At 62.4% G+C, this 22,483-nt stretch carries 16 protein-coding genes and 1 pseudogene; 7 read left to right on the top strand and 10 right to left on the bottom strand.

The genetic code is table 11. The annotated features are described in order from the left end of the window. Positions 1 to 7: 7 nt before the first annotated feature. The 4 genes from AB4Y31_RS26240 (at position 8) to araH (ending at position 4,789) form a co-directional block, all read left to right on the top strand. Positions 8 to 937, top strand: a complete 930-nt coding sequence (locus tag AB4Y31_RS26240) for a Gfo/Idh/MocA family protein (RefSeq protein ID WP_368676536.1) — start codon at positions 8 to 10, stop codon at positions 935 to 937. Positions 938 to 1,106: 169 nt separating this feature from the next. Then, complete coding sequence (locus AB4Y31_RS26235) at positions 1,107 to 2,111, top strand: arabinose ABC transporter substrate-binding protein (RefSeq protein ID WP_368676535.1); 1,005 nt, start codon at positions 1,107 to 1,109, stop codon at positions 2,109 to 2,111. 22 nt (positions 2,112 to 2,133) lie between these two features. Continuing rightward, complete coding sequence (araG, locus tag AB4Y31_RS26230) at positions 2,134 to 3,666, top strand: L-arabinose ABC transporter ATP-binding protein AraG (protein WP_368676606.1); 1,533 nt, start codon at positions 2,134 to 2,136, stop codon at positions 3,664 to 3,666. A 70-nt stretch (positions 3,667 to 3,736) separates the two neighbouring features. Next, a complete protein-coding gene (araH, locus tag AB4Y31_RS26225) occupies positions 3,737 to 4,789 on the top strand; it encodes an L-arabinose ABC transporter permease AraH (protein WP_368676534.1) in 1,053 nt (350 codons plus the stop codon). Between the two features lie 24 nt (positions 4,790 to 4,813). Here the strand turns inward: araH and AB4Y31_RS26220 are convergent. The 4 genes and pseudogenes from AB4Y31_RS26220 to AB4Y31_RS26205 form a co-directional block, all read right to left on the bottom strand. After that, positions 4,814 to 5,908 (bottom strand): annotated as a pseudogene (locus AB4Y31_RS26220) (histidine kinase); the annotation flags it as partial. A gap of 32 nt (positions 5,909 to 5,940) precedes the next feature. Further along, on the bottom strand, positions 5,941 to 7,032 hold the full coding sequence (locus AB4Y31_RS26215) for a histidine kinase (protein ID WP_368676605.1): 1,092 nt from the start codon (positions 7,030 to 7,032) through the stop codon (positions 5,941 to 5,943). Positions 7,033 to 7,117: 85 nt separating this feature from the next. Continuing rightward, positions 7,118 to 8,287, bottom strand: a complete 1,170-nt coding sequence (gene nosP / locus AB4Y31_RS26210) for a nitric oxide-sensing protein NosP (RefSeq protein ID WP_368676604.1) — start codon at positions 8,285 to 8,287, stop codon at positions 7,118 to 7,120. Further along, positions 8,287 to 9,660: an HD domain-containing phosphohydrolase gene (locus AB4Y31_RS26205; protein ID WP_368676533.1), complete on the bottom strand. Its 1,374-nt coding sequence runs from the start codon at positions 9,658 to 9,660 to the stop codon at positions 8,287 to 8,289. Before AB4Y31_RS26205 ends, nosP begins: the two co-directional genes overlap by 1 nt. Before the next feature lie 160 nt (positions 9,661 to 9,820). Here AB4Y31_RS26205 and AB4Y31_RS26200 point away from each other — a divergent pair, with 160 nt between their 5' ends. Further along, on the top strand, positions 9,821 to 11,905 hold the full coding sequence (locus AB4Y31_RS26200) for an NAD(+) synthase (protein WP_368676532.1): 2,085 nt from the start codon (positions 9,821 to 9,823) through the stop codon (positions 11,903 to 11,905). Positions 11,906 to 11,911: 6 nt separating this feature from the next. On the opposite strand, the gene AB4Y31_RS26195 is transcribed toward AB4Y31_RS26200, so the two are convergent. Beyond that, positions 11,912 to 12,586, bottom strand: coding sequence for a hypothetical protein (locus AB4Y31_RS26195; RefSeq protein ID WP_368676531.1), 675 nt, complete (start codon positions 12,584 to 12,586; stop codon positions 11,912 to 11,914). A 1,100-nt stretch (positions 12,587 to 13,686) separates the two neighbouring features. Here AB4Y31_RS26195 and AB4Y31_RS26190 point away from each other — a divergent pair. Both AB4Y31_RS26190 and AB4Y31_RS26185 read left to right on the top strand, forming a co-directional pair. After that, positions 13,687 to 14,505, top strand: a complete 819-nt coding sequence (locus AB4Y31_RS26190; RefSeq protein ID WP_368676530.1) for a hypothetical protein — start codon at positions 13,687 to 13,689, stop codon at positions 14,503 to 14,505. Between the two features lie 73 nt (positions 14,506 to 14,578). Then, positions 14,579 to 17,563 carry a putative bifunctional diguanylate cyclase/phosphodiesterase gene (locus AB4Y31_RS26185; protein WP_368676529.1) on the top strand — a complete coding sequence of 995 codons (2,985 nt, stop codon included), beginning with the start codon at positions 14,579 to 14,581 and terminating at the stop codon, positions 17,561 to 17,563. Between the two features lie 27 nt (positions 17,564 to 17,590). Here the strand turns inward: AB4Y31_RS26185 and flhC are convergent, their stop codons facing one another. From flhC to AB4Y31_RS26160, 5 genes are all read right to left on the bottom strand, one after another. After that, complete coding sequence (gene flhC, locus AB4Y31_RS26180) at positions 17,591 to 18,175, bottom strand: flagellar transcriptional regulator FlhC (RefSeq protein WP_368676528.1); 585 nt, start codon at positions 18,173 to 18,175, stop codon at positions 17,591 to 17,593. A gap of 15 nt (positions 18,176 to 18,190) precedes the next feature. Further along, complete coding sequence (flhD, locus tag AB4Y31_RS26175) at positions 18,191 to 18,508, bottom strand: flagellar transcriptional regulator FlhD (RefSeq protein ID WP_368676527.1); 318 nt, start codon at positions 18,506 to 18,508, stop codon at positions 18,191 to 18,193. Positions 18,509 to 18,744: 236 nt separating this feature from the next. After that, positions 18,745 to 19,128, bottom strand: coding sequence for a DUF2917 domain-containing protein (locus tag AB4Y31_RS26170; protein WP_368676526.1), 384 nt, complete (start codon positions 19,126 to 19,128; stop codon positions 18,745 to 18,747). A 232-nt stretch (positions 19,129 to 19,360) separates the two neighbouring features. Beyond that, positions 19,361 to 20,011 (bottom strand): hypothetical protein, encoded by a 651-nt coding sequence (locus AB4Y31_RS26165; protein ID WP_368676525.1) that lies wholly within the window; start codon positions 20,009 to 20,011, stop codon positions 19,361 to 19,363. Between the two features lie 28 nt (positions 20,012 to 20,039). Beyond that, positions 20,040 to 22,472 (bottom strand): CHASE2 domain-containing protein, encoded by a 2,433-nt coding sequence (locus tag AB4Y31_RS26160; RefSeq protein WP_368676524.1) that lies wholly within the window; start codon positions 22,470 to 22,472, stop codon positions 20,040 to 20,042. Positions 22,473 to 22,483 lie beyond the last annotated feature (11 nt).

The raw sequence follows: 22,483 nt of genomic DNA, 5'->3' as shown, positions 1-22,483 counted from the left end.
AGTGAACATGACGAAGAAACTGACGGTAGGACTCGTCGGCATCGGCAAGATCGCGCGCGATCAGCACTTGCCCGCCATCGCCGCGGACCCGGGCCTCGAATTGACCGCGTGCGCCAGTCGCCATGCGGAAGTTCAAGGCGTGCGCAACTATCCGACCATCGAGGCGCTGCTCGCCGCCGAGCGCGATCTCGATGCCGTTTCACTATCCGCTCCGCCGCAGGTTCGCTTCGCGCAGGCGCGCGCGGCGCTCGCGGCCGGCAAGCACGTGATGCTCGAAAAGCCGCCCGGCGCGAGCCTGCACGAAATCGAAGTGCTGCGCGAGATGGCGCGCAACGCCGGCCTCACGCTATTTGCGAGCTGGCATTCGCGCCATGCGCCGGCCGTCGAGGCGGCACGCGAATGGCTCGCGCAGCGCGCGGTGCGCTCGGTCGACGTTCGCTGGAAAGAAGACGTGCGCAAGTGGCACCCGGGACAGAAATGGATCTGGGAACCGGGCGGGCTCGGCGTCTTCGACCCGGGCATCAATGCACTGTCGATCGTCACGCGCATCCTGCCGCATGAAATCGTCCTGCAGACGGCAACGCTGCTCGTCCCATCGAATACGCATACCCCGATCGCCGCCAACCTGGGCTTCGTCGATCTGAACGGTGCCGCCGTGCGCGCCGAATTCGACTGGCGGCACGGCCCGCGCGAGCAATGGGAAATCGAAGTGCAAACGAGCGACGGCACGCTGCTCATCGAACAGGGCGGCAAACGCCTCTCGATTGCCGGCGAGCTCGTCGATGTCGGTCCGGAATGCGAGTACCCGTCGCTTTATGCGCATTGGCGCGAGCTGATCGAGCGCGGCGAAGAGGATGTCGATGTCCGTCCGCTGCGCCATGTCGCCGATGCATTCCTGCTCGGCGCACGCCGCGAGATCGAGGCGTTCGTGGACTGATTCCCGAATTACCGCAGCAAAAGCATCGGAGCGAGCGCGCCAGCGTCCGGCTCCTCGGCTCATGCTGCGCCGTTTTTTTACCACGCGCAGGCCGGAGCAAGCACTCAGTGACTTGCACCGGCCTCATGCAAAAACCGGCCCGTCGGGGCCACTCCAAGGAGACTGAAGTATGACCAGCAAGCTTCGCCGCTTCACGTTGCGCGCCGCGTTGGCGATGACCTTCGCCGCGCCGTTCGCCCTGCATTCGACTGTTCAAGCCGACGAGCCGCTCAAAATCGGCTTTCTCGTGAAGATGCCCGAGCAGGCATGGTTCATCAACGAGCAGAACGCCGCCACGGCGCTCGGCAAGCAGGAAGGCTTCAGCGTCGTCAAGATCGGCACGCCCGACGGCGAGAAGGTGCTGGCCGCGATCGACAACCTCGGCGCGCAAGGCGCGAAAGGCTTCGTCATCTGCGCGCCCGACGTACGCCTCGGACCGGCGATCGCCGCTCGCGCCAAGCGCTACGGCATGAAGTTCGTGACCGTCGACGATCAGCTCGTCGACACGTCGGGCAAGCCGCTCGCGGACGTCCCGCACCTCGGCATGTCGGCTTTCAAGATCGGCAATCAAGTCGGCCAGGCCATCTCCGAGGAGATGAAGCGCCGCGGCTGGAAGCCTGAGGAAGTGGGCGCCATTCGCATCAGCGACTACGAGCTGCCGACGGCGAAGCTGCGCACGGACGGCGCCACGCAGACGCTGCTCGCCAACGGCTTCAAGAAAGAGAACATCTTCGATGCGCCGCAAAAGACGACCGACGACGAAGGCGGTTTCAACGCGGCTTCGCCGGTGCTGTCGAAGCACCCGAACATCAAGAAGTGGGTCATCTACGCGCTCAACGAAGAGACGGTCCTGGGCGGCGTGCGCGCGACGGAGCAGCTTCATATTCCTTCGAGCGACGTGATCGGCGTCGGCATCAACGGGGCGGGCGAAGCGTTTGCCGAGTTCCAGAAGAAGGAGCCGACGGGCTTTTACGGCACGATCGCCGTGAGCTCGACGAATCACGGTAAGCAAAGCACGCAAAACCTCGTCGACTGGATCAAGGCGGGCAAGCAGCCGCCTGCCGATACGCAGACGACGGGCGTGCTGATGACGCGCGAGAACTGGCAACAAGTCCGCAAGGACCTCGGGATTTAAACGCATGCAAAACGCGAACGACATGATCGAAGCCGCCGCGCCGGGCGGCGCATCGACGCAGTCCGTGCGCCCGGCGTACCTCGAGCTCGACGGGATCACGGTCAGCTTCCCCGGCGTGCGCGCGCTCGATAGCGTGTCGTTGAGCGTGCGGGCCGGTGAAGTGCACGGCCTCATGGGCGAGAACGGCGCAGGCAAGTCGACGCTGCTCAAGGTACTGTCGGGCGTCAACATTCCGCAAGCCGGAACGTTGCGCCTCGACGGCGTCGAGCGCCGCTTCTCGAGCACGAAGGCCGCCATCGACGCCGGGATCGCGATCATCTACCAGGAGCTGCACCTGGTGCCCGAGCTGACGGTTGCCGAGAATCTGATGCTCGGGGCATTGCCGAGCCGGCTTGGGATCGTCGACGAACGCTCGCTCAGAGCACGCGCGGCCGATACGCTCGCGCGGCTCGGCGAGCATATCGATCCCGATACGCCGGTCAAGGAGCTGTCGATCGGACAGCGGCAGATGATCGAGATCGGCAAGGCGCTCATGCGCGACGCGCGTGTGATCGCCTTCGACGAGCCGACGAGCTCACTCTCGTCGCGCGAGACGACGCAGCTCTTCAAGATCATCAACGGGCTGCGAGCGGAAGGTCACGCGATCATCTATGTGACGCACCGCATGGACGAAGTCTATGAGCTCTGCGACCGCGTCACGGTATTCCGCGACGGCCACTCGATCGAGACGTTCGAGACCGTCGATGGCCTCGAGCGGGACCGCCTGATCAGCTGCATGGTCGGCCGCTCGATTCGCGATGTCTACGGCTATCGCCCGCGCGCGGCGGGAGAAACGCGTATCGAGGCGAAGGCGCTCATGGGGCCGGGGCTCTCCGAGCCCGCTTCGTTCTCGGCGCGGCGCGGCGAGATCGTCGGCTTCTTTGGACTCGTCGGCGCGGGCCGCACCGAGCTGATGAAGCTGATTTGCGGCGCTCAGCGTCCTACGAGCGGGCACGTCGAGCTGAACGGGCGGCCCGTCGTTTTCTCGACGCCGCGCGACGCCGTTCGAGCGGGCATCGCGCTTTGCCCTGAAGACCGCAAGCAGGAAGGTATCGTCGCCATCGCATCGGTGGCCGACAACCTCACCATCAGTGCGCGGCGTCACTTCAGCATTGCGCGGTTTCTGCTCAACGAGCGGCGCGAACGCGAACTGACCGACGATTACATCGAGAAGCTGTCGATCAAGACGCGCGACGGCGAAACGCCGATCGGCACGCTTTCGGGCGGCAATCAGCAAAAAGTGATTCTGTCGCGCTGGCTCGCCGAGCAAATCGACGTCTTCGTGATGGACGAGCCGACGCGCGGCATCGACGTGGGCGCGCGCGCACAGATCTACGAGCTGCTCTACGGCCTTGCCGAAACGGGCCGCACCGTCCTGATGGTTTCGAGCGATCTCGCCGAAGTCATCGGCGTCGCCGATCGCGTGATCGTCATGAAGGAAGGCCGCATCGTCGGCGATCTGCCAAAAGCCGACGCCACGCCCGACCAATTGATCAAACTCGCTTTGCCGCAATAACGCTTCGACCCGACGCGCGGCCACGGCTGACGAGAAGTCCAAGCCCGCGCGCCAACGATTGAGAGAAATCATGCAACAACCTCCGAGCATACGCCCCGCTGCCGAGCCAGCTCTTTCATCCGCGCAGACCTCGCAAGCCTCGCATGGCGCGACGCGCGATGCCGCCCCTGCCCCGAGCAACGCCGCGAAGCTCTGGCGGCTCGTGAACAAGTCCGGCATCGTGATGGTCTTCGTGATCCTCTTCGTCGTGCTGTCGCTCGTCGTGCCCGACTTTCTCACGAGCCGCAACATACAGGGCCTGCTGCTGTCGGTCACGCTGATCGGCTCGATCGCGGTCACGATGATGTTCGTGCTCGCGCTAGGCGAGGTCGATTTGTCGGTGGCCTCGATCGTTGCGTTTTCGGGCGTCGTCGCTTCCATGTTGATCACGGCGACGCACAGTGTGCTTTTCGGCGTGACCGTCGGCGTACTCGCGGGCGGCGCCGTGGGTCTCGTCAATGGGGTGCTCGTCGCCCGCTACAAGATCAACTCGCTGATCGTCACGCTCGCCATGATGGAGGTCGTGCGCGGCCTGGCCTATATCGTGTCGAACGGCGATGCGGTCATGATTTCCGAAGAGCGCTTCTTCGATCTCGGCGGCGGCTCCTTCCTCGGCATTTCGTATCCGATCTGGAGCAACATCGTCGGTTTCATCGTGTTCGGTTTCGTGCTGCGCAAGACGGTGTTCGGCAAGAACGTGCTCGCCGTCGGCGGCAATAGCGAAGCCGCGCTGCTCGCGGGCTTGCCCGTGACGCGAATCAAGATCGCCGTGTTCGTTCTGCAAGGCCTCGTGACGGGCTTTGCCGGCGTGATGCTGGCCTCGCGCATGAGCCTCGGCGACCCGAAAACCTCGGTAGGCCTCGAGCTCGGCGTCATCTCGGCCTGTGTGCTCGGAGGCGTATCGTTGACGGGCGGCGTCGCGACCATTTCAGGCGTGCTCGTCGGCGTGCTGATCATGGGATCCGTGCAGGACGCCATGAGCCTCATGAACGTGCCGACGTTCTACCAATATCTGATCCGCGGCGGCATCCTATTGCTGGCCGTGCTGTTCGACCACGTGCGGCGCACTCGGCGCGCGCGGTGATCCCTCCCGGCGGGATCCCCCCGCTCAGGCCGGACTGCTCGTGGCGAGCACGTCCGGCTGCTCGACCGGCTCCCGTCGCACTGGCAGTCTGACGATGAAGACCGCCCCCTGTCCGGGGGCGGTCGCCACTTCGATGCGGCCGCCGTGGCGCTTGACGATGCTGAGCGATACCGAAAGCCCGAGACCCGTGCCCTGCCCGACGGGCTTTGTCGTAAAGAACGGGTCGAAGATCCTGCCGACGACCTCGGTCGGTATGCCCACGCCGTCGTCGGCGATCTCGATCGAGACGTTGTCGTCCGCTGCGTAGGTCCGAATCGTGATCGTGCCGCGCTGAGGAATCGCCTGCGCCGCATTGACGAGCAGGTTCATGAACACCTGATTGATCTGCGAAGGAATGCATTCGACGTGAGGCAACTCGCCGAATTCGCGCACGATCGTCGCCTTGTACTTGAGCTCGTTCTTGACGACGTTCAGCGTGCTTTCGAGCCCCGCATGCAGATCGGCATGCGCCCAGTCCTCACTGCCTGGCCGTGAGAAGTCGCGCAAGTCCTGCACGATGCGGTGCACGCGCCGGGCGCCATCGATCGATTCGTCGATGAGCGCCATGATTTCCTCGCGCACGAAGTCGAGATCGGCGTCTTGCCATGCCTGCAGTAATTCCGCGCGCGTCGTCGCATCGAGCTGGCCGACGATGGCCTCTTGCGCCGCCGCGACCTGGAGCAGCCCACGAATCCACGGCTTGAGGGTGTTGAGGTTGGCGCTCACGAACCCGATCGGGTTGTTGATTTCATGCGCGACACCCGCGGCGAGCTGACCGATCGAGGCGAGCTTTTCCGACTGCAATAGCTGGACATGCGCCTCCTCGAGTTCATGAATCAGTCTGCGCTGTTCTTCCCTTTCACGTTCCAGACGCGCCTGCGTCTCCTTGCGCTCCTCGATTTCAAGCTCCATCTTTTCGCGCACGAGCTCGAGCATCTCAGTGGTTCGCTCGTAGTTCCGTAACGTGCCCTCGAGTTCGCTCGTTCGACGTTTCACCTGCGCTTCGAGCGTTTGCGTAAGATCGCGCAGAGACCGGGTACGGGCCGCGTACGCGATCAGCGCCACGCTGGCCAGCAGCAAGCAGACGAGCGTGACGTAATGAAATAGATGCACTATCGGTTCCTGTGTTCGGTTGCCTGCGGCTTGTTTCTGCGCTCCGGCCTCGCAATCGGCAGCCGCACCGTGAAGCGTGAGCCAACGCCAGGCTCGCTTTCGACGGTGATTTTCCCTCCGTGCTTTTCGATGATGCCGTACGACACGGACAGTCCGAGCCCCGTCCCCTTGCCGACCGGCTTTGTCGTGAAGAACGGATCGAAGATTTTGGCCTGCACGTCCGCCGTCATGCCGGCGCCCGTATCGTCGACGCCGATCGTGACATGGTCGCCGTCGAGCCGCGTCCGGATGGTGATCGTGCCTCGATCGGGAATCGCCTGCGCGGCGTTCATCAGGAGGTTCATGACGACTTGATTCAGTTGCGACGGCATGCACTCGACGTGGGGAAGCTCGCCATAGTCCTTGACGACATCGGCCTTGTACTTGAGCTCGTTGCGAAGGACGTTCAGCGTTGCCTCGATTCCGCAATGGAGATCGACGATGTTCCACTCGTCACCGCCTGCCCGCGAAAAGTCGCGCAAGTCCTGCACGATCCGTCGCACGCGCGAGGTCCCTTCGATCGATTCGTCGATCAGCGTATTGATGTCGCTCTGCAGGTAGTCGAGATCGGCATCCTTGCGCGCCGCGTCGATACGAGTCCGTGCCTCGGGCCCCAGGCCCGCCAGCATCGATTCTTCCAGGGACATGACGTCGAGCAGTTGCTTGACCCACGCCTTCAAAGTTCTCAGATTCGAATCGACGAATCCGATCGGGTTGTTGATCTCATGCGCGACGCCCGCGGCAAGCTGACCGATCGAGGCGAGCTTCTCCGATTGCAGCAGCTGACCATGCGCCTGAGCGAGCTCGTCGATCAATCGGCGCTGCGCCTCGCGTTCGCTTTCGAGCTCCGCCTGCGTGCGCCTGCGCTCTTCGATCTCCTCTTTCATCAACTCCTGCGCGCGCTGCAGCGCATGGGTGATTTTGCGGTTTTCGTGCAACGCCGCCTCGAGCTCACGCGTCCGGTGCCGGACCTGGTCTTCGAGCGTGACGGCCATCTGGAACAAGCTGAAGTCCGAGCCGCAGACGATCGTGCTGCGCTCGGCACGATCCATCAGCGAGCGCACCATTTTGTTGAGCCTGACGATCTCCTTTCTGAGAGCGGTGGCGTCGAGCGACGCATCGTCGGCCAAGCGGACATCAGCCACGAGCGACCTCCGGCGCGCCGCCGAAGACGATGCCGGTCAGCGTCTGGTTCACGTGCACCCCCTGATATTGCTCACCGTACGTGCTGAAGCCCACTGCGCGATTGGCGTTGAACAGCTCGCCGGCCCTGTCGCGTGTGCCCTTCTGCACCATTTCGAGGTGGCGCAGGATGCAGTCCCAGGCCAGTATCAGCTGCGGCTCGCCGACGGTATGCCGAAGCTCGGCGAACGTCAGGCGCAAGTTTTCGACGAGATCGAGGCCGCGCGCGACGCGAAGCACGAGCCCTTCCTCGATGGCGCAGTAAAACGTGAGGCTGCCGTCGCGGTTCAGCTTCTGGATCGAGCGCACGTAATCGGTCCCGTCGATCAACACGACGACCGGCGAGGCCGCGAAGAGCCCTGGGCTCAGGTCCTCGACGCGCGCGCCGATGAGCCGCGCATACTCCTGAGCCGCGGGCAGGCCGTTGATCTCACTCACGGTGCGCCGCTCGGCATCGGCCTCGGTGACGACGAGTCGCTCGTCGCCGGAACGGAAATGCTGCGTTTTGAACGTTCTGAACGGGAGTGGAGTGGAAGCGGTGATGAGGACCGCGCAGTCGCTGCGAAATTGCCCGTCGTAAAAAATCGAAGTGTTCTCGAAGCGCAAATCGTCGGCCGCGGAGCCGCCGACGAGCGGAATATCGCCAAGCGTGCTCTGCAACGTGCGCGTGACCGCCTCTTCGCGCACCGATAAACCGTCGATCAATAGCAACGCGAATCGGCCCGAATCGGCGCCGGGCTCGAGCATCGCCCGTTTGTCGAGATCATGCAACGCGTCGAGCGTGCTCGCCTGCCCGCGCGTGATCGAAAAGTCGTGCAAGTTCTCGATCAGCGCCGTCCCCGCCGCGAACGAAGCGCACGGCAACGCCACCGCCGCGAGGCTGCGCTCGCGATAGCCGGCCGGCCCGATCTCCCCGGCGGTCGTACATCCGATAACGCGCGTTGAGCCAAACAGTGTGCGCATCTCGTCCGCCAACGCGTCGAGATCGAACCGGCTCGAGCAGAAGAACAACACGAGTTCGGCCTCGCAAGGCCCGAGCACGGCGTGAATCTCCCTTACCGCGGCCCGCGCTTCATCATGGACGGAATGGGCAACGAGAATCTGCGACGAGGATGACGCTGCCATCATGACGGAGCTCCGGCGTGAACGAGTACGGCGAAAGGCGTCGGCTCCAGCGCTTCGAACCGCTGGATTTGCGCGACCTGATGCGCGGTGACGACACTGCCCTTCGTCATCAGCAAAACGCCGCGACTGTTGTGCAGATCATCGGCGAGTCGCATGCCTTCCTTCAGCTGCTGACCGTTGATTTGCGCGACTTCGCCTCGTCCGAGCGCGGCCGGGTCTTTCGACAGCGCGACGAAGCGATCGATGACCAACGGATCGTATCGAACGCCCGACTGCGAGACGATCGCCTGCAGAGCCTGCTGGCGCGTGACCGGTCGCTTGACGATGCTGCCGCTCAGCAGCGCCTGGAAATCGCGCGCCACGGCGAGAATGCGCGAACCCAGCGGGATTTGATCGCCGATCAGACCGTCGGGAGTGCCTCGGCCGTTGAACCGCTCGTACTGATGGCGGATAATCTGCGCGACGTGGTTCAGCTCGTGGACTGGCGTGAGCACCATCTGCGCTCGCTGCGGATGCTGATAGAAGAGCCGGGTTTCATCCGTCGTCATTCGATCGAGCGATTTTTCGAGCAGATCGTCGGGCAGCGAAAGCTTGCCGATGCCGTGCAAGAGGCCCGCGCTGAAAACCTCCTGCACATGCAGGCCACTCAGGTCGAGCGCGACCGCGAGGCTTCGCGCGACCTCGCCGACGCGCGACGATTCGCCGCCGAGCGCCCCGCAGCGCAGCTCGATCATATTCGCGCACACCTGCACCATCGCTGTGAAGTTGCGCTTGAGCTCGCGCTGCGCGTCTTCGAGGAAGAGAACCGTTTGTCTGATTTCCTCGGTCCGAGACCGTACTTGAGATTCGAGACCGATATTGAAAGCGCGCAGTTGCTCGTTCTGACTCCGCGTCAGCTCCGTAAGCCGTGCCGTCTCTCGGCGCAGGCTCTGTTGCTCGATTGCCTGATTCACAGTCAGCAGTAGATCGTTGTCGTCCCACGGCTTGGTGAGATATCGATAGACCCCGCCCTCGTTGATGGCGCGCACGGCTGAATCGATTTCCGAATAACCGGTCAACAGAATTCGCATCGAATCGGGGTAAAGCGTGCGAGCTCGGGAAAGAAACTCCGCCCCGTTCATATAGGGCATCCGCATATCGGAGATGATCAGGTCCACTGCGTTGGAAGCCAGTGTCTCCAGCGCGGCCGCGCCGCCCTCGGCCGTCAGAACCTTGTACTTCGTCGCGCGCAGCAATCGCCGCAGCGACGAGAGAATCGCCGGCTCGTCATCGACGAGCAGAATCACCGGCTCCGGCTTGAGAGTTTCCCGTTCCTCGAGAAAACCGGGCTGGATTTCGCTGACCTCGCTTGCCCCTAAGCCTATCGTCGGCATCGATCGTTCCACCGCTTTTTCGCACTCGCCCATCTTGCCCTCTTTTTGTAATGTCCTTTAAATGCGGATATCGGCGAAAACAGTGGAGAATGCAGTAGGGAAAACGTGGTGATCGACTGCGGTTAATATGGGTCCCGATGGACCGAGGAAACGCTTTGCCATGACAGACGCACCGGCCTTTTTCAACCTCTACCGTCACGACTTCGCCCGCATTGCCGTCGGCGTACCGCGCGTCCGGGTGGCCGATCCGGCTTTCAACGCGCGGGAAACGATCTCGTTGATGCGCGAGGCCGATTCGCGGCACGCACTGCTCGCGCTGTTTCCCGAACTGGGGCTGTCCGCTTACGCGTGCGACGACCTTTTCCAGCAGCGCGCGCTGCTCGATGCCTGCCTCGCCGCGTTGAACGACGTACTCGAGGCGTCGAAGACCGTATCGACGATCGCGGTCGTCGGCCTGCCGCTATCGATCGACGGCATGCTCTTCAACTGTGCCGCCGTCATCCATCGGGGCCGTCTCTTCGGGCTCGTGCCGAAAAGCTATTTGCCCAATTACCGGGAATTCTACGAGGCACGGCAGTTCTCGCCGGCCTCCTATCTGCGGCGCGGCCAGATCGATTTGCTGGGCCAGCACGCGATCCCCTGTTCCGATGCGCTCGTTTTTCGCGTCGAAGGTCAGCCGCTCTTCACTTTCCACATCGAGATTTGCGAGGACGTATGGGTGCCGGTTCCGCCCTCCTCGTTCGCCGCGCTTGCAGGCGCGACCGTGCTGCTCAACCTGTCCGCTTCGAACGTCACCGTCGGCAAGGCCGATTTCCGGCGGCTGCTGGCAAGCAGCCAATCCGCGCGATGCCTCGCGGCCTACGCCTACAGCGCGGCCGGATATGGCGAATCGACGACCGATCTCGCGTGGGATGGGCACGGCATGATCTACGAAAACGGCAACGCGCTCGCCGAAACGCGGCGCTTCGCCGACGAGCCGCAATTGATTTGCGCAGATATTGATCTGGATCGGCTGAGCGACGAGCGCATGCGGCAGACGACTTTCGGCGACACGGCGCAGTCGCATCGCGAGGCCTGCTCTCGATTTCGCACCGTGGACGTTCCGGCGGTCGTCCCTCGCTCGATCGAGCTGCCGCTTGCGCGAACCTACGAGCGCTTCCCCTACGTGCCGGCCGACCCGGCGCGACGCGGCGAGCGTTGCCGCGAAATCTACGATATCCAGGTGCAAGGGCTCGTGACGCGCATGCGGGCGGCGAAAACCGGCAAGGTCGTGATCGGCGTGTCGGGCGGCCTCGATTCAACGCAGGCACTGCTCGTCTGCGCGCGCGCCGTCGACATGCAGCAATTGCCGCGCGAGGCGATCGTCGCCTGCATCCTGCCCGGGTTCGGCACAGGCCAGCGCACCCTCGATCAGGCGCGCCGGCTTGTGAGCTCGCTGGGCTGCCGCAGCTATGAAATCGACATTCGCCCGAGTTGCATGCAGATGTTCCAGGACATCGGCCACCCCTTTGCACGCGGCGAACCGGTGCACGATGTTACGTTCGAAAATGTGCAGGCGGGGGAACGCACGAGTCATCTTTTCCGCATGGCCAATCTGCATGGCGCCCTCGTCGTGGGCACGGGCGACCTCAGCGAACTCGCGCTCGGCTGGTGCACTTATGGCGTCGGCGATCAAATGTCGCATTACGGCGTCAATTCGAGCGTGCCCAAGACGCTCATTCAATACCTGATCCGCTGGGCCGCCGACGAGGGATCGCTCGGCAAGCGCGCGTCGGCCGTGCTGCGCGATGTGCTCGAAACGGAGATCAGCCCCGAGCTGATCCCGGCTGACGAGGGCGGCGCCATACAGTCGACGGAGGCGACGGTCGGTCCTTATGAGCTGCAGGATTTCAATCTCTATTACCTCCTGCGGTTCGGCTACCGGCCATCGAAGGTCGCGTTTCTCGCGTGGACGGCATGGCACGACGTGCGCAAAGGCGCATGGCCCGATCTGCCCGAGGAGAAGCGGCACGAGTACCGCATCGCCGACATCAAGCGGTGGCTTGCGGTTTTCTTGCGGCGCTTCTTCGCGGAGCAGCAATTCAAGCGCAGTTGCCTGCCCAACGGGCCCAAAGTGGGCTCCGGAGGGTCGCTTTCACCGCGCGGCGATTATCGCGCGCCGAGCGACGCGACCGCACGCGTCTGGCTCGCCGACCTCGAGACCGTGCCCGACCAGGGGCCGGCCCAGGAGCTGGGCCGCGGCTAAAGCAATTTATCGCAATGGAACATCGGCAGGGCTGCGGTAAAGGCACCACCATACCGTCTTTCCGGTTGGCGGTAAATCGCGCGATGTGCTGACGCCGCCATAAAGTCCACCATAAGGATTCGGGCTTGCGCTCAAATAATACCCATTGTTGATAAGAGTGACATAATTTCCTGTCCCGAATTCGATGTGCGATTTTCGATCGCCGTCCGGCAGGACGCAGCCATCCGGCGTGGTGCGCAGGCCAGACGCGATGGCGATGAACCAATCCCTATCGCCGCGGCTACATGGCGCCTTTTCCGCCTGCACGACGCTCCGCTCCGACTGGAAGACTCTCAGTTCGGGCTGGCTCGTAACAATATAGCGATGATTCCCCGTGTAATCGAATGCTTGTATGCGGAGACGATCCGCGAACGACACGGGATCGCCGCATCTTTTCTTGGCTCCTGCAGCGGGAACGAACGTCCACATATAGTCTTGGTCAGGATAGCGGCCTGGCGGAACGATATCGATCGGCAGCAAAGACGGACGTCTCTTTGCAAACGGACGACGAACGATTGCGAGCAAAGCGGGCGCCTCGCTCGCGCAGCTTCCGAAACAAAACAAATCACCATAGCGAACCGCGCCACCTTCGTAAGCGCTCGGTCCGCCGACTTTATCGTCGAGCGAATACAGCACGTCCATGATCCCCTCTTGCGACAACTATCAAATCGCCGTTGGGCCGGTTAGGCGCACCGACGATAAGCGTCCCCTCACCCGCAACTCAGATTTTGGCGGTGAGCATTGATGCAACGCATGAACGGACTTGCCACTAACCTGCAGGGTCGCCGCAGTGCGGTCGGGAAATCAACAATTGAGAATCGAGATCTCTGGTTCGTCCATGAGGTAAAGCCGGAATCCTGGACTCACGGATCGTGACAGCGAGCAAAATCATTTAGCGTTTTCATCTCAAGCCCCCTCGCAAATCGGCGGTTCGTACGGCTCCCTCGAAAAGCCGACACGGCCTGCCGTCGCGTATCCCCTCGTTTTTTTGTTGCGCGAACCCAGCGACTCCAAAAAGGAAGATCGAGCCGCGCCCGCGCAACCCCTGGCCGTGGTTAATCCATTATCGTCGGTGACCTCCGATTGAAACACCAGTCGAAATGACACCGTTTTTGGCCAAACCATTTCTATCGCAGTAAAAGTTGCATAAGGAATCTATCTTTACAGATGGCAGGTGTCAAGGGCGAGTCAAACTTACTTCACAATTATTTAGAGTTGCCTATTAGCTATCAATGTTCTTTCAATGCCCTGTCAAGTGCCAGCGCGGCTTCAAATGGGCCGATGGCTGTATTCGGGATCACGAACCGCGGCTGGGACGGCGAACGGCCGTTGCGAATCGAAACCCTACGGAGTCGAACGCCGCCCCTTTCCTCGCAGCTGACACCGTTCTGTCATATACGGCCGCAAGCCGGACCACACGCTACACGCCGGGCGACGAAACCATTGACACCTGGATGGTGTTGAGCGTTGGTCACCGGTGGCAGGCCTACGCGGCGCACTGATGTGATGCACGTACCCCAACGCCAATTGTGGAAATCGTGGTTAGGCGACAACTGGACCTGCCATTGGCGTCGTTTTCGTCTTGCAAGGGGCGTTCTTAGAGAAAAACGTACTGGTTAGTACGGATAAGCCACACACCAGGGGCTCTCTTCATGACACGCTGAGGCCGTCGTTTTTTTTCGCCAACTTCCGCCGCGAACAAGAACGGCATTTTTTTCAACCACCGAAAAAGGGGCCTACCTATGGAACGCCTGGACAACACTCACGAAGTCGTCAAACTCTCCAGCCTCCTCGATGACAAGCCGGTATCCGCTATCGGCGAATTGCGGCCGAATGTCGAGCGATTGCCGTTCACTATTCGGATCGTGCATGATGAAAGCGATCTTGAAAAGGCCGTCGGCCTGCGAAAGGCGGCCTATGGCCGACATATTCCCGAGCTCGGCACGAAGATGATCGCGGAGGACAGCGATCGCGCGATGGGCGCGACCGTTCTGCTCGCGGAGGCCAGGCTCGATCGCGCGCCGCTCGGCACCATCCGCTTGCAGACCAACGACCATGCGCCGCTCGCCGTCGAGTATTCCGTCACGCTGCCCGATTGGTGCAGGTCGGGACGTCTCGCCGAAGCCACGCGGTTGAGCGTCGCGAATGGCGGCGCAGGGCGAATGGTAAAGACAATGCTGTTCAAAGCGCTGTTTCTGCTATGCGAGCAGCAAGGCGTCGATTGGCTCATCATTACCGCGCGCTCACCGATCGATCGCGAATACGAAGCCATGCAGTTCGCTGATATCTTTGAGGGTCGGCAATTTATACCGATGGCGCACGTCGGCGGATTGCCTCATCGCGTCATGGCGGGGCAAGTCGGCATAGCCAGGCAGCGCTGGAAGGAGGCTCGGCATCCGCTTTACCGCTTCGTATTCGAGACACGACACCCCGATATCGATTTGGGGGTAAAAGGTTCAACTTTGACGCCTGACACGGTACGATTCGACGAGCATGCTCTTGGTAGAAAGAGCGGCGGAGCAACAACTATAGATGACCGCTGCGATCCGCAGCTCTACTAAACGTTCCGAGCGGGGTACAGCAGGCCCCGCTCTCGTCGATTCGATTCGCGCAGTACATTGGGGGAAGAGCGGTATGACATGGGGTGCGGTTACCCGTTTCAGACTCAAGCATACCGGATGGCGGCTCGATCAAGCGCTCTTCCTCTTGTCCGTCTATGTCGTGCCGGCGTTGCTGGCGCTTGCCGCGCTGGTAGCGCTCGCCTTTTTGCCGCATCAATTCCGGGCGGCCGACCCGACGACGTTGCCATTCAAGGCATTGCGCGACGATGTTGGCGCGCTGCAGCCCGCCGAGGCATTGGAGAAGCTCTCCGGCAGCCGGTCGGTAATGCGCTTCGGCACGAAACTCTCGGAAGCGCCGATCTGGTTTTCCTTCACTGCGCAGGGTTCTTCCCGTCGGCGCAGCGTCGAATTTCCTTCGCGCCATGCGCAAACGCTTGCCTGTTGGCGCGCTTTCGACCTCGCGCCGCTCGGCAGCGCGGACCGCTCCAATACGTCGGGTATCATTCGCGCGGCGAAAGCGGGATTCGTGCTCTCGACCGGGATGCCGGCGAGCCCCCAAGCCATACTGTGCCGCGGCACTTTTTCGGGCCCTGCGCAGCTCACGGTGCTCGATTGGGACTCGGGGCAATTGCGCAATTCCGAACTCGATTTTTCCGAAAGCGCCGGCCTCATTGCGGGCGGCCTGCTCACGCTGGCGGTGTTCGTTTTTGTCACCGCGCTCATCAATCGCGAATGGACCTACGTGATTTTTGCGGTCTGGCTCGTCGGAAACCTACGCCTTTGCGCAAATGCGATGGGCTGGGACACCCAATGGCTCGATCGCGTCATTCCTATCGCGGATATTTCGCTTCTACGAAAAGTGACATTCGCCGTCTATTATCTGTTGACGGGTGCGCTTTTCAGCCGCCTCTTCCGCCGCGAGTTGAGACAAGTTGGTTTTCTATGGCTCTTGCGGAGTGGGCAATATGTCGGCCTCGTATTGCTCGTCCTTGCATTCCTCCTGCCCTACGCGCAGTTCATTCCGATGCTTTGGAGTCTCGGCGGTTTTGGCATCTGCGTGTTGATTTTTCTGCTTGGCCGCCTGGTCTGGAAAGCTCGATCGCGCACCGTGATGTGGTATGTCGCTTCGCTAGCCACCGTCCTCGCCGCAACGTTCTCGGAGTTGCTCGGCGCTGCCTTCGGCATTCCCGCACTCGCGGCGGGCGTGAGCCCTGTCGCGGCCGCCTTGTCGTCGAGCATGATGGCGGCGTTTGCGATCGCGGAGCAAATGCGTGCCGAGCGCGAGCATCGGCGGCAAGCGCAAATCGAGCTTCGCAACACCTACGAGGTGATGCCGGTTGGGCTTTTCACGCTCAATACCAGCGGCCGCTTCATCCAAACGAACCCCGCACTGCGGTCGATGTTGAACATGCTCGCAAGCGACTATCGCTACCGACACTGGAACGACTACTTCCAGCCGGGCGCGTGGGGCTCGCTTCAAGCGCTGCTGATGCAAGGACGCGACAGTGAAATCGAGATCGGCGGCAACAAGGAGCGCGGCACCGCCGATCGCCGCTATTTGTTAAAGGCGATCGTCTCGAAGAATGTCATCGAAGGCTCGGTGCAGGACGTGACCGAGCGATCGAAGGCCGTCGAGCGCTTGCGCTTCCTCGCGGAACACGACCCCCTCACGGGCTCGCTCAATCGCCGCGGCATCGAGGCAGCCATCAGCCATCAGGACGAAAACGCGCTTGCCTGGGCCCTTGCGTATGTCGATCTCGATCGCTTCAAGCTGATCAACGACCTCTTCGGCCACCATTGCGGTGACGAAGTATTGAAGCAAGTCGCGTCGAGAGCGCAAACCGTGCTCGGCGAGCGGTGTGCGTTCGGCCGAATGGGCGGAGACGAGTTCGTCTGCGTGTTCGGGGGCCTCTCGATCGACGAGGCCTCGCGTCGCTGCGAGGCATTGCTCGATACGCTCAACAATGCGCCCTATCAGGTCGGCAAGCGCGCGTTTCAGGTCTATGCCTCGATCGGTCTCGTTGCCTGCTCGCCGGCGATACGCGGCGAGGATGCGCTCTCTCAGGCCGATCGCGCCTGCCGTGAGGCGAAGGAAAGCGCGCACAGGAGGCTCGTCGTCTACCAGAATGGCGCGGCATGGTTCGAGGCGCGCGCGGCGGAGCTGCGTCTCGTCGAATCGTTCCGGCTCAACCATTTGCCGCCAGGCTTGTTCCTCATGATGCAGCCGATCATGTCGATGGCCGCGCCGAGCGAGTCGCTCAATTTCGAAGTGTTGTTGCGCATGCGCGCCCCCGATGGAACGATCGTCCCGCCAGGCAAGATCATGGCCGCCGCGGAGGAGTCCGGCAACGTGGCCGCGATCGACAAATGGGTGGTGGCCTCGACGCTCGCATGGATCGACGAACATCGTGCCTCGCTCGCGAACACTCGCTTCATCTGCGTGAACTTGAGCGGCGGCTCGTTGAACGACGAGCGCTTCACGGAGGAAATCTTCGCGCTCCTTCAGAGCCACCGGCCTGCCCTCGACTATCTCTGCCTGGAGATCACGGAAAGCGTCGCGCTGCACGATCTGCTCAACACGCAGCGGTTCATCGCACGCGTTCACGACATGGGGGCGACGATCGCACTCGACGATTTTGGCGCCGGCTATACCTCATTCCGCTATCTGAAGTCGCTCTCCGTCGACGCGTTGAAGATCGACGGCGAGTATGTGAAATCGATGTGCTCGCATCCGGCCGATATGGCGATCGTGGAGGCGCTCGTCTCGCTGGCACGCGACCTCGGCATGCGCAGCGTCGCGGAGTGGGTCGAAGATGCCGATACGCTGGCGGCCTTGCATGAGATCGGCGTCGACTACGTACAGGGATATGCCATCGCCAGGCCGCAAGAAGCGGATGCCATCCTGCTCGCGCAGTCGTCGGCAAGCTTCGTCACGGATCCGGACGTCGCCCGCGTCGTTCGAATGCTGACGAAGGAGCCCGGCGGCGCTATCGCACGCGATATGGACGTCGAGACAGGCTCGGCGAGTTCGACGACGAGCGCCGAGCCAAGCCGATGACAGCACGAAAACGCGGCTCAGGGTGGCCTACGCGGCGAGAGCGAGGCTGAGCGCTTCAGCCGGCGCGGCGACCTCACGGTACGGAGCCGAACCGCTTTTCTTCGCGCCCTTGCCGGCGCGCGACGGCGGCTGACAGAGCGCGCATGCTTTGCTCGTCGGCCGATCGTACTTGTAGGCCACGAACTTGCCCGAGCATCGGCAGCACTGCGTCATCTGCAGTATGCCGCCGCAGAAGAAACGCACGAGCGTCCAGGCTCGCGTCAGATCGAGCAGCGCCTCGGCACCGGTGTTCGTGCAGTGCTCGCGGTAGAGGCGATATGCCTTGGTGAGCGCATCGAGATGCGTGCACTGCGCTTCGTTCTTCATGAACAGGTACGTGTTGTAGAAGAGCGACGAATGGATGTTCGCCATCCATGTCATGTACCAGTCGGCTGACGAAGGCAGGAGGCCTTTCGGCGGCGACACGCCCGTTACCTCGCGGTAGAGGCGAATCAGCCGGTCACGCGGCAGCGCGAGCTCCGTTTCGAGCACTTGCATGCGCGCGCCGAGCTTGATCAGCGCGATCGCACGTACCACTTCCTGGGCGTCTTGAGCGAGCGTCGTTCTTGGCATGGTGCGCTCCGGTGCTCAGCAAAACTGTTCCGCCGGCGCGCCCGCCAACAGAAGGGCCGTATGCGTGAGCGCGAGATCGGCATGCTTTTCCGGTGCCGTGAGCGCGCGCAGCATGCCGTGATCCTTGAAACGGAAGCGGCACAGCAAGTGATCGCCGGCCGCAAGCTTGAGCGTTTGCGTAAGCGAAAGCCCCGACAAGACGTCGGCCAGCTCGGCCGACAGTCCCAGTCGAAACATACCTTCCGCACGGTCCTCGCGCAGCATGCGCTGCGCGAGAATCAGGTACGACACATTGATTTCCCTAATCGAATCGAGCGTTTCGCGATCGTTCACGATCTTCCCCCAAAAGGTAATGTCGATTAACGACTAACGCCCCCCTATCCTTCAAACCAGCATCTTTGTTGTGACGAAAGTATCGATCAGGGCTTATGCAAAACAAATCAGCGGCGGGCTCAAGTTCGCGTAGTCGTCTTTGCGGTCGTGTCAGCGCTTTCCTACAAGACGGCCGGAAAGGAGCGACATCGCCGCGCGGAGCTGGCCCGCACGGTGCCGCGCAATCCGGATTCAATTCACACACCGATCGGTAAGCCACCGAATAACCTGGTCTGTATACGGGTGAGCCACCTGCGCAAGCCGGCCCGGCGATCGACGCATTGGATCGTGAATGTGACGTGGGCCTCGGCGCCGCCATCGACGCTCAACCACACCCGTTCCCCGCGTTTCAAGTTGACGACGTCGCCCATGCGCAGCCAGTAGTCGTCCAGTCGCCCTTCGCGCGTCAACCAGATCTCGTTGCCGTGCGCACGCAGTTGCGCATCGGCCCGCATGCGCCAGCCGGCGATACGATGCGGTGCAAGCGGTACGTGAACGATGATTTTGAATAACCTGTCATCATCGAGCGAACGCCGGCCGGACACCTCACGACAATCGAACTGCGGACTTCTTTCGGTCATTTTCCTCTCCGTCGATTGAACCGGCAGACGGAGGGCACCACCAAAACGAAAAAGCCCCCGTTTGCCGGGGGCTTTGCATCCATTCGTACTGCCAACTAATGCGGAATTCGTGGCAGAGACAATGCGTACGCCCCCAATGAGCCGCCCCAGCGGGCGTTCATTGGGTGGTTAATCCAGGCGATGTAGATTGGCGTATGCATGCGGACGAGTTTCCCTGCGTGCGCCCTGTTTGTCAACGGATTTTTGAGATGGTAGGCGGCGTGCCTGCCTTGCCGCCGCCCAGCTTCACTTGCCAAAGGCCGTCCGTCGGGTACGGCAAGCGCGCCAACGCGCTTTCCACCAGATAACGCAGGGAAACGAGGGGCGAAGCCTCGTGATCGCGATTCGTCGCGCTTACCTTGTATATTTCCCGGCCGCTTGCGCGCTCGAAAAACCGGAGGGTCAGGGAGTGGACGAACGTATGCTGCCAGGGCCATGAAAGGAGCGCGGGCCCTTCGTGGCTTTCGCCGTCTTCGTTGCTTCGCTTGCGTGCATCGCCGCAATCGCCGCCCGCCGAGCAAACGCCGCCCCCGGCTGCGATCGATTGCTCATGTGTCTCATACGAGACCGATAGACGGTAGCGCGCTTCGTCTGCGCCTGCGGCAACAAAGCCGTGCCGATGTAGCGATTCGGCAACGACCGACTCGTATTGTGCCCGCACGCCGTCCGCGGCCGGATAAAGTGCGTGTGCCAGCACATAAGTCCGCGGATTCGCCGTCAAATCCGCGGACGACGACAGCGATGCACGGACGTCGGATTTCACCGCGCAGCCCGTTAGCGCCGCCGCAACGAGGCACATCATGATGCATACCGATTTCACCGTTTCCTCGCTTGAAAAATGCATTCGCCCTTGGCTCCCCCAAAGATTGCTATTAACCGGTCATCGCTTCCATGGCCGCCGGGTCGAGCACCGGTAGCCGTATCGTCACGGCGGTTCCCTGCCCCTGCGCGCTGTCGACTTGAACTTCTCCGCCGTGCCTCACCACGACCGCTTTGATGAAAGCCATGCCGAGGCCCGCGCCGTTGGTGGGCGGCTGGCCCGGCGAATGGAAACGCCGGAAAGGCTCGAATAGGTGCGCCTGCATATCCTTGGGAATGCCATAGCCTTCATCGCGAATCGTGCACCGCACGCGCCGCGAAGCGTCCGAGCTGACGCCTACCGCGATGACCGTGCTGCTCGGACTGTACTTCACCGCATTGTTGAGGACGTTCGCGATCGCCCGCGTCAACAGCGAGCGATCCGCCGCAATCCAGTACTCGTTGCCGTCCAGCTTCATTTCCACGCGGATGTCTTTCGCACGTGCCTGCGGCCAGATCTCGTCGCTTGCATCGATCACGGCGTCGACGAGATTGACGGGCTCGAGCGAGTAGTTTTGTGACTCCGCCCGCGCGAGCTGGACGAAGTCGTCGGCGAGCTTCAGCGCACGCTGCGCGTGCCGCTCGATGCGCTCGAGCAGCACCCGGGTTCGTTCCGATTCGGTGTTCGAGCGTTCCAGCTCGATCAGCGCGAGAATCGAAGCATGGCGTGAGCGCATGTCATGCGAGAGGAGTCTCAACGCATCCTCGCGGCCGCGCTCGGCCGCGTGCAGCGCCGTGACTTCGACCATGCCCGCAACCCAGCTGCCCGACTCTTCGCCGCGCTGATTCCTGCATCGCTCGTAGCGCAACAGGTACTCATGGCCCATGCGATCGCGCACTTCGATCCCTCGCCTGACGATACCCACATGCCTTCCGGTCGGATCGAGAACGGCCGGCCAACTCGCACGCACTTCGGCTTCGAGCTCCGGAGAGGTCTCGATCGACTTGGTCAGCGAAAAGCCGCCGAGCGCTTGAGTCAGCGTGCGCCCGGCAGGCTCGGGGGCGCCCAGTCTCGCAAAATGCGCGCGCGCGGCCTGGTTCGCAAGCAGCACGATACCTTGCCCATCGGCAACGAGCACCGGCTCCGGCACGCTGTTGAGGCTATCCCATACGAATCGCTTCATGTCCTGCAAGCGGTGAGCGGCACGCTCGACAAGCGCGATCTGGCGCTCCAGTACGTCACCTCCGAACTCGCGCCGGGCGACGAACCGTACGGGCAATAGATCGACGTCGTCGTCGAGCTGCTTCAATTCGTGACGCAGGCGCGACATCGTCATTTCGAGCCGCCGCCAGCTCCAGATCGGATAAAGCACGATGACAGCGACCGCCGCGGGAACCGGCGAAAACCAGATATCGGCGCCGCGCAATGCAATCGCGCTCGCCGCGACGACGGCGATGCCTAGCACGCTCGTCAGTACGAGTGAGCGCCACGGCGAGAGAAAGAAAAAGCCGGCGAGCAAAAAAGCAACCGGCACGAGCGAGGCGGCGAACGTGACACCGGCCGGCACCGCGTGAATGATGCGGCCTGACAGCAGCGCACTCAGTACCTGCGCGTGCACGGCGAGATCGGTCATGGGACCGACATGCCCGGAGACCGGCGTCGAGAGATGACCATCGACGCCCGCCGCAGTGACTCCGACGAACACGATCTTGCCTCGCAACGCGTCGCGGGGCACGTCGCCCTTGAGCAGTTGCGCGCAGGATACCTGCATCGCCGATGCAGTCGTGAAAGGAATGAGCACTCGGACATCGCCGTGCGTGCCGTGCCGCGGATCCTTCAGCCTATCGATGACGTAGCGTCCTCCGGCGAACGATAGCGAGCCGTCGCGGATCGCCGTGTAGACGGGGACGTCGATATAGGGCTCGCGTGCATCGCCGTCGCCCTCGATGAGTGCGACGCTGCGCACGATGCCGTCGCCATCGGCTTCGAGATTCACATGACCCAGCCCCGCCGCCGCATCCATGAATGGGGCGACGGGCGGCACGACGGTGCCCGCATCGCCAGTCGGGGCGCGCATGAGCAGCAGTGGGAGAAAGGTCGGCACCGCACGCATCGCGCCGGCAAGCACTTGATCGTCAGGCGACGACTCCGTGAGCAACACGTCGTAGACGATCGCCGCCGCGCCGGCTTGCGCCGCGGCACGAACGACCTGCGCCTGCAGGTCGCGCGGCCACGGCCAGCGCCCGAATGCCGCGATGCTCGCGTCGTCGATCGCGACCATTGCGATATCGGGCAGAAGCGGTCGTGAGTCGACTCGCAGCAGCCTGTCATACGCAATCCGGTCGAGGTTCGTCATCGCGTGAGTCGTCGCCCCGACCATCACGATCGCCACGCCGACCGCGCCCACGAAAATCCATTCGAGCAAATAACGCCGTTCCGGGCGCAAACGGCGCCGAGCCACGCGGACCCAATATCGCAGCAGCGAACGTACGGCGCGAAGGCTCATCGGTGCGATCG

Origin of the sequence: Trinickia sp. EG282A (genome assembly GCF_040965455.1) — a bacterium.
GTDB classification, from domain to species: domain Bacteria; phylum Pseudomonadota; class Gammaproteobacteria; order Burkholderiales; family Burkholderiaceae; genus Trinickia; species Trinickia symbiotica.
The sequence above is the reverse complement of the archived record's forward strand: the minus strand, read 5'-3'. Positions and strand labels throughout refer to the sequence as shown.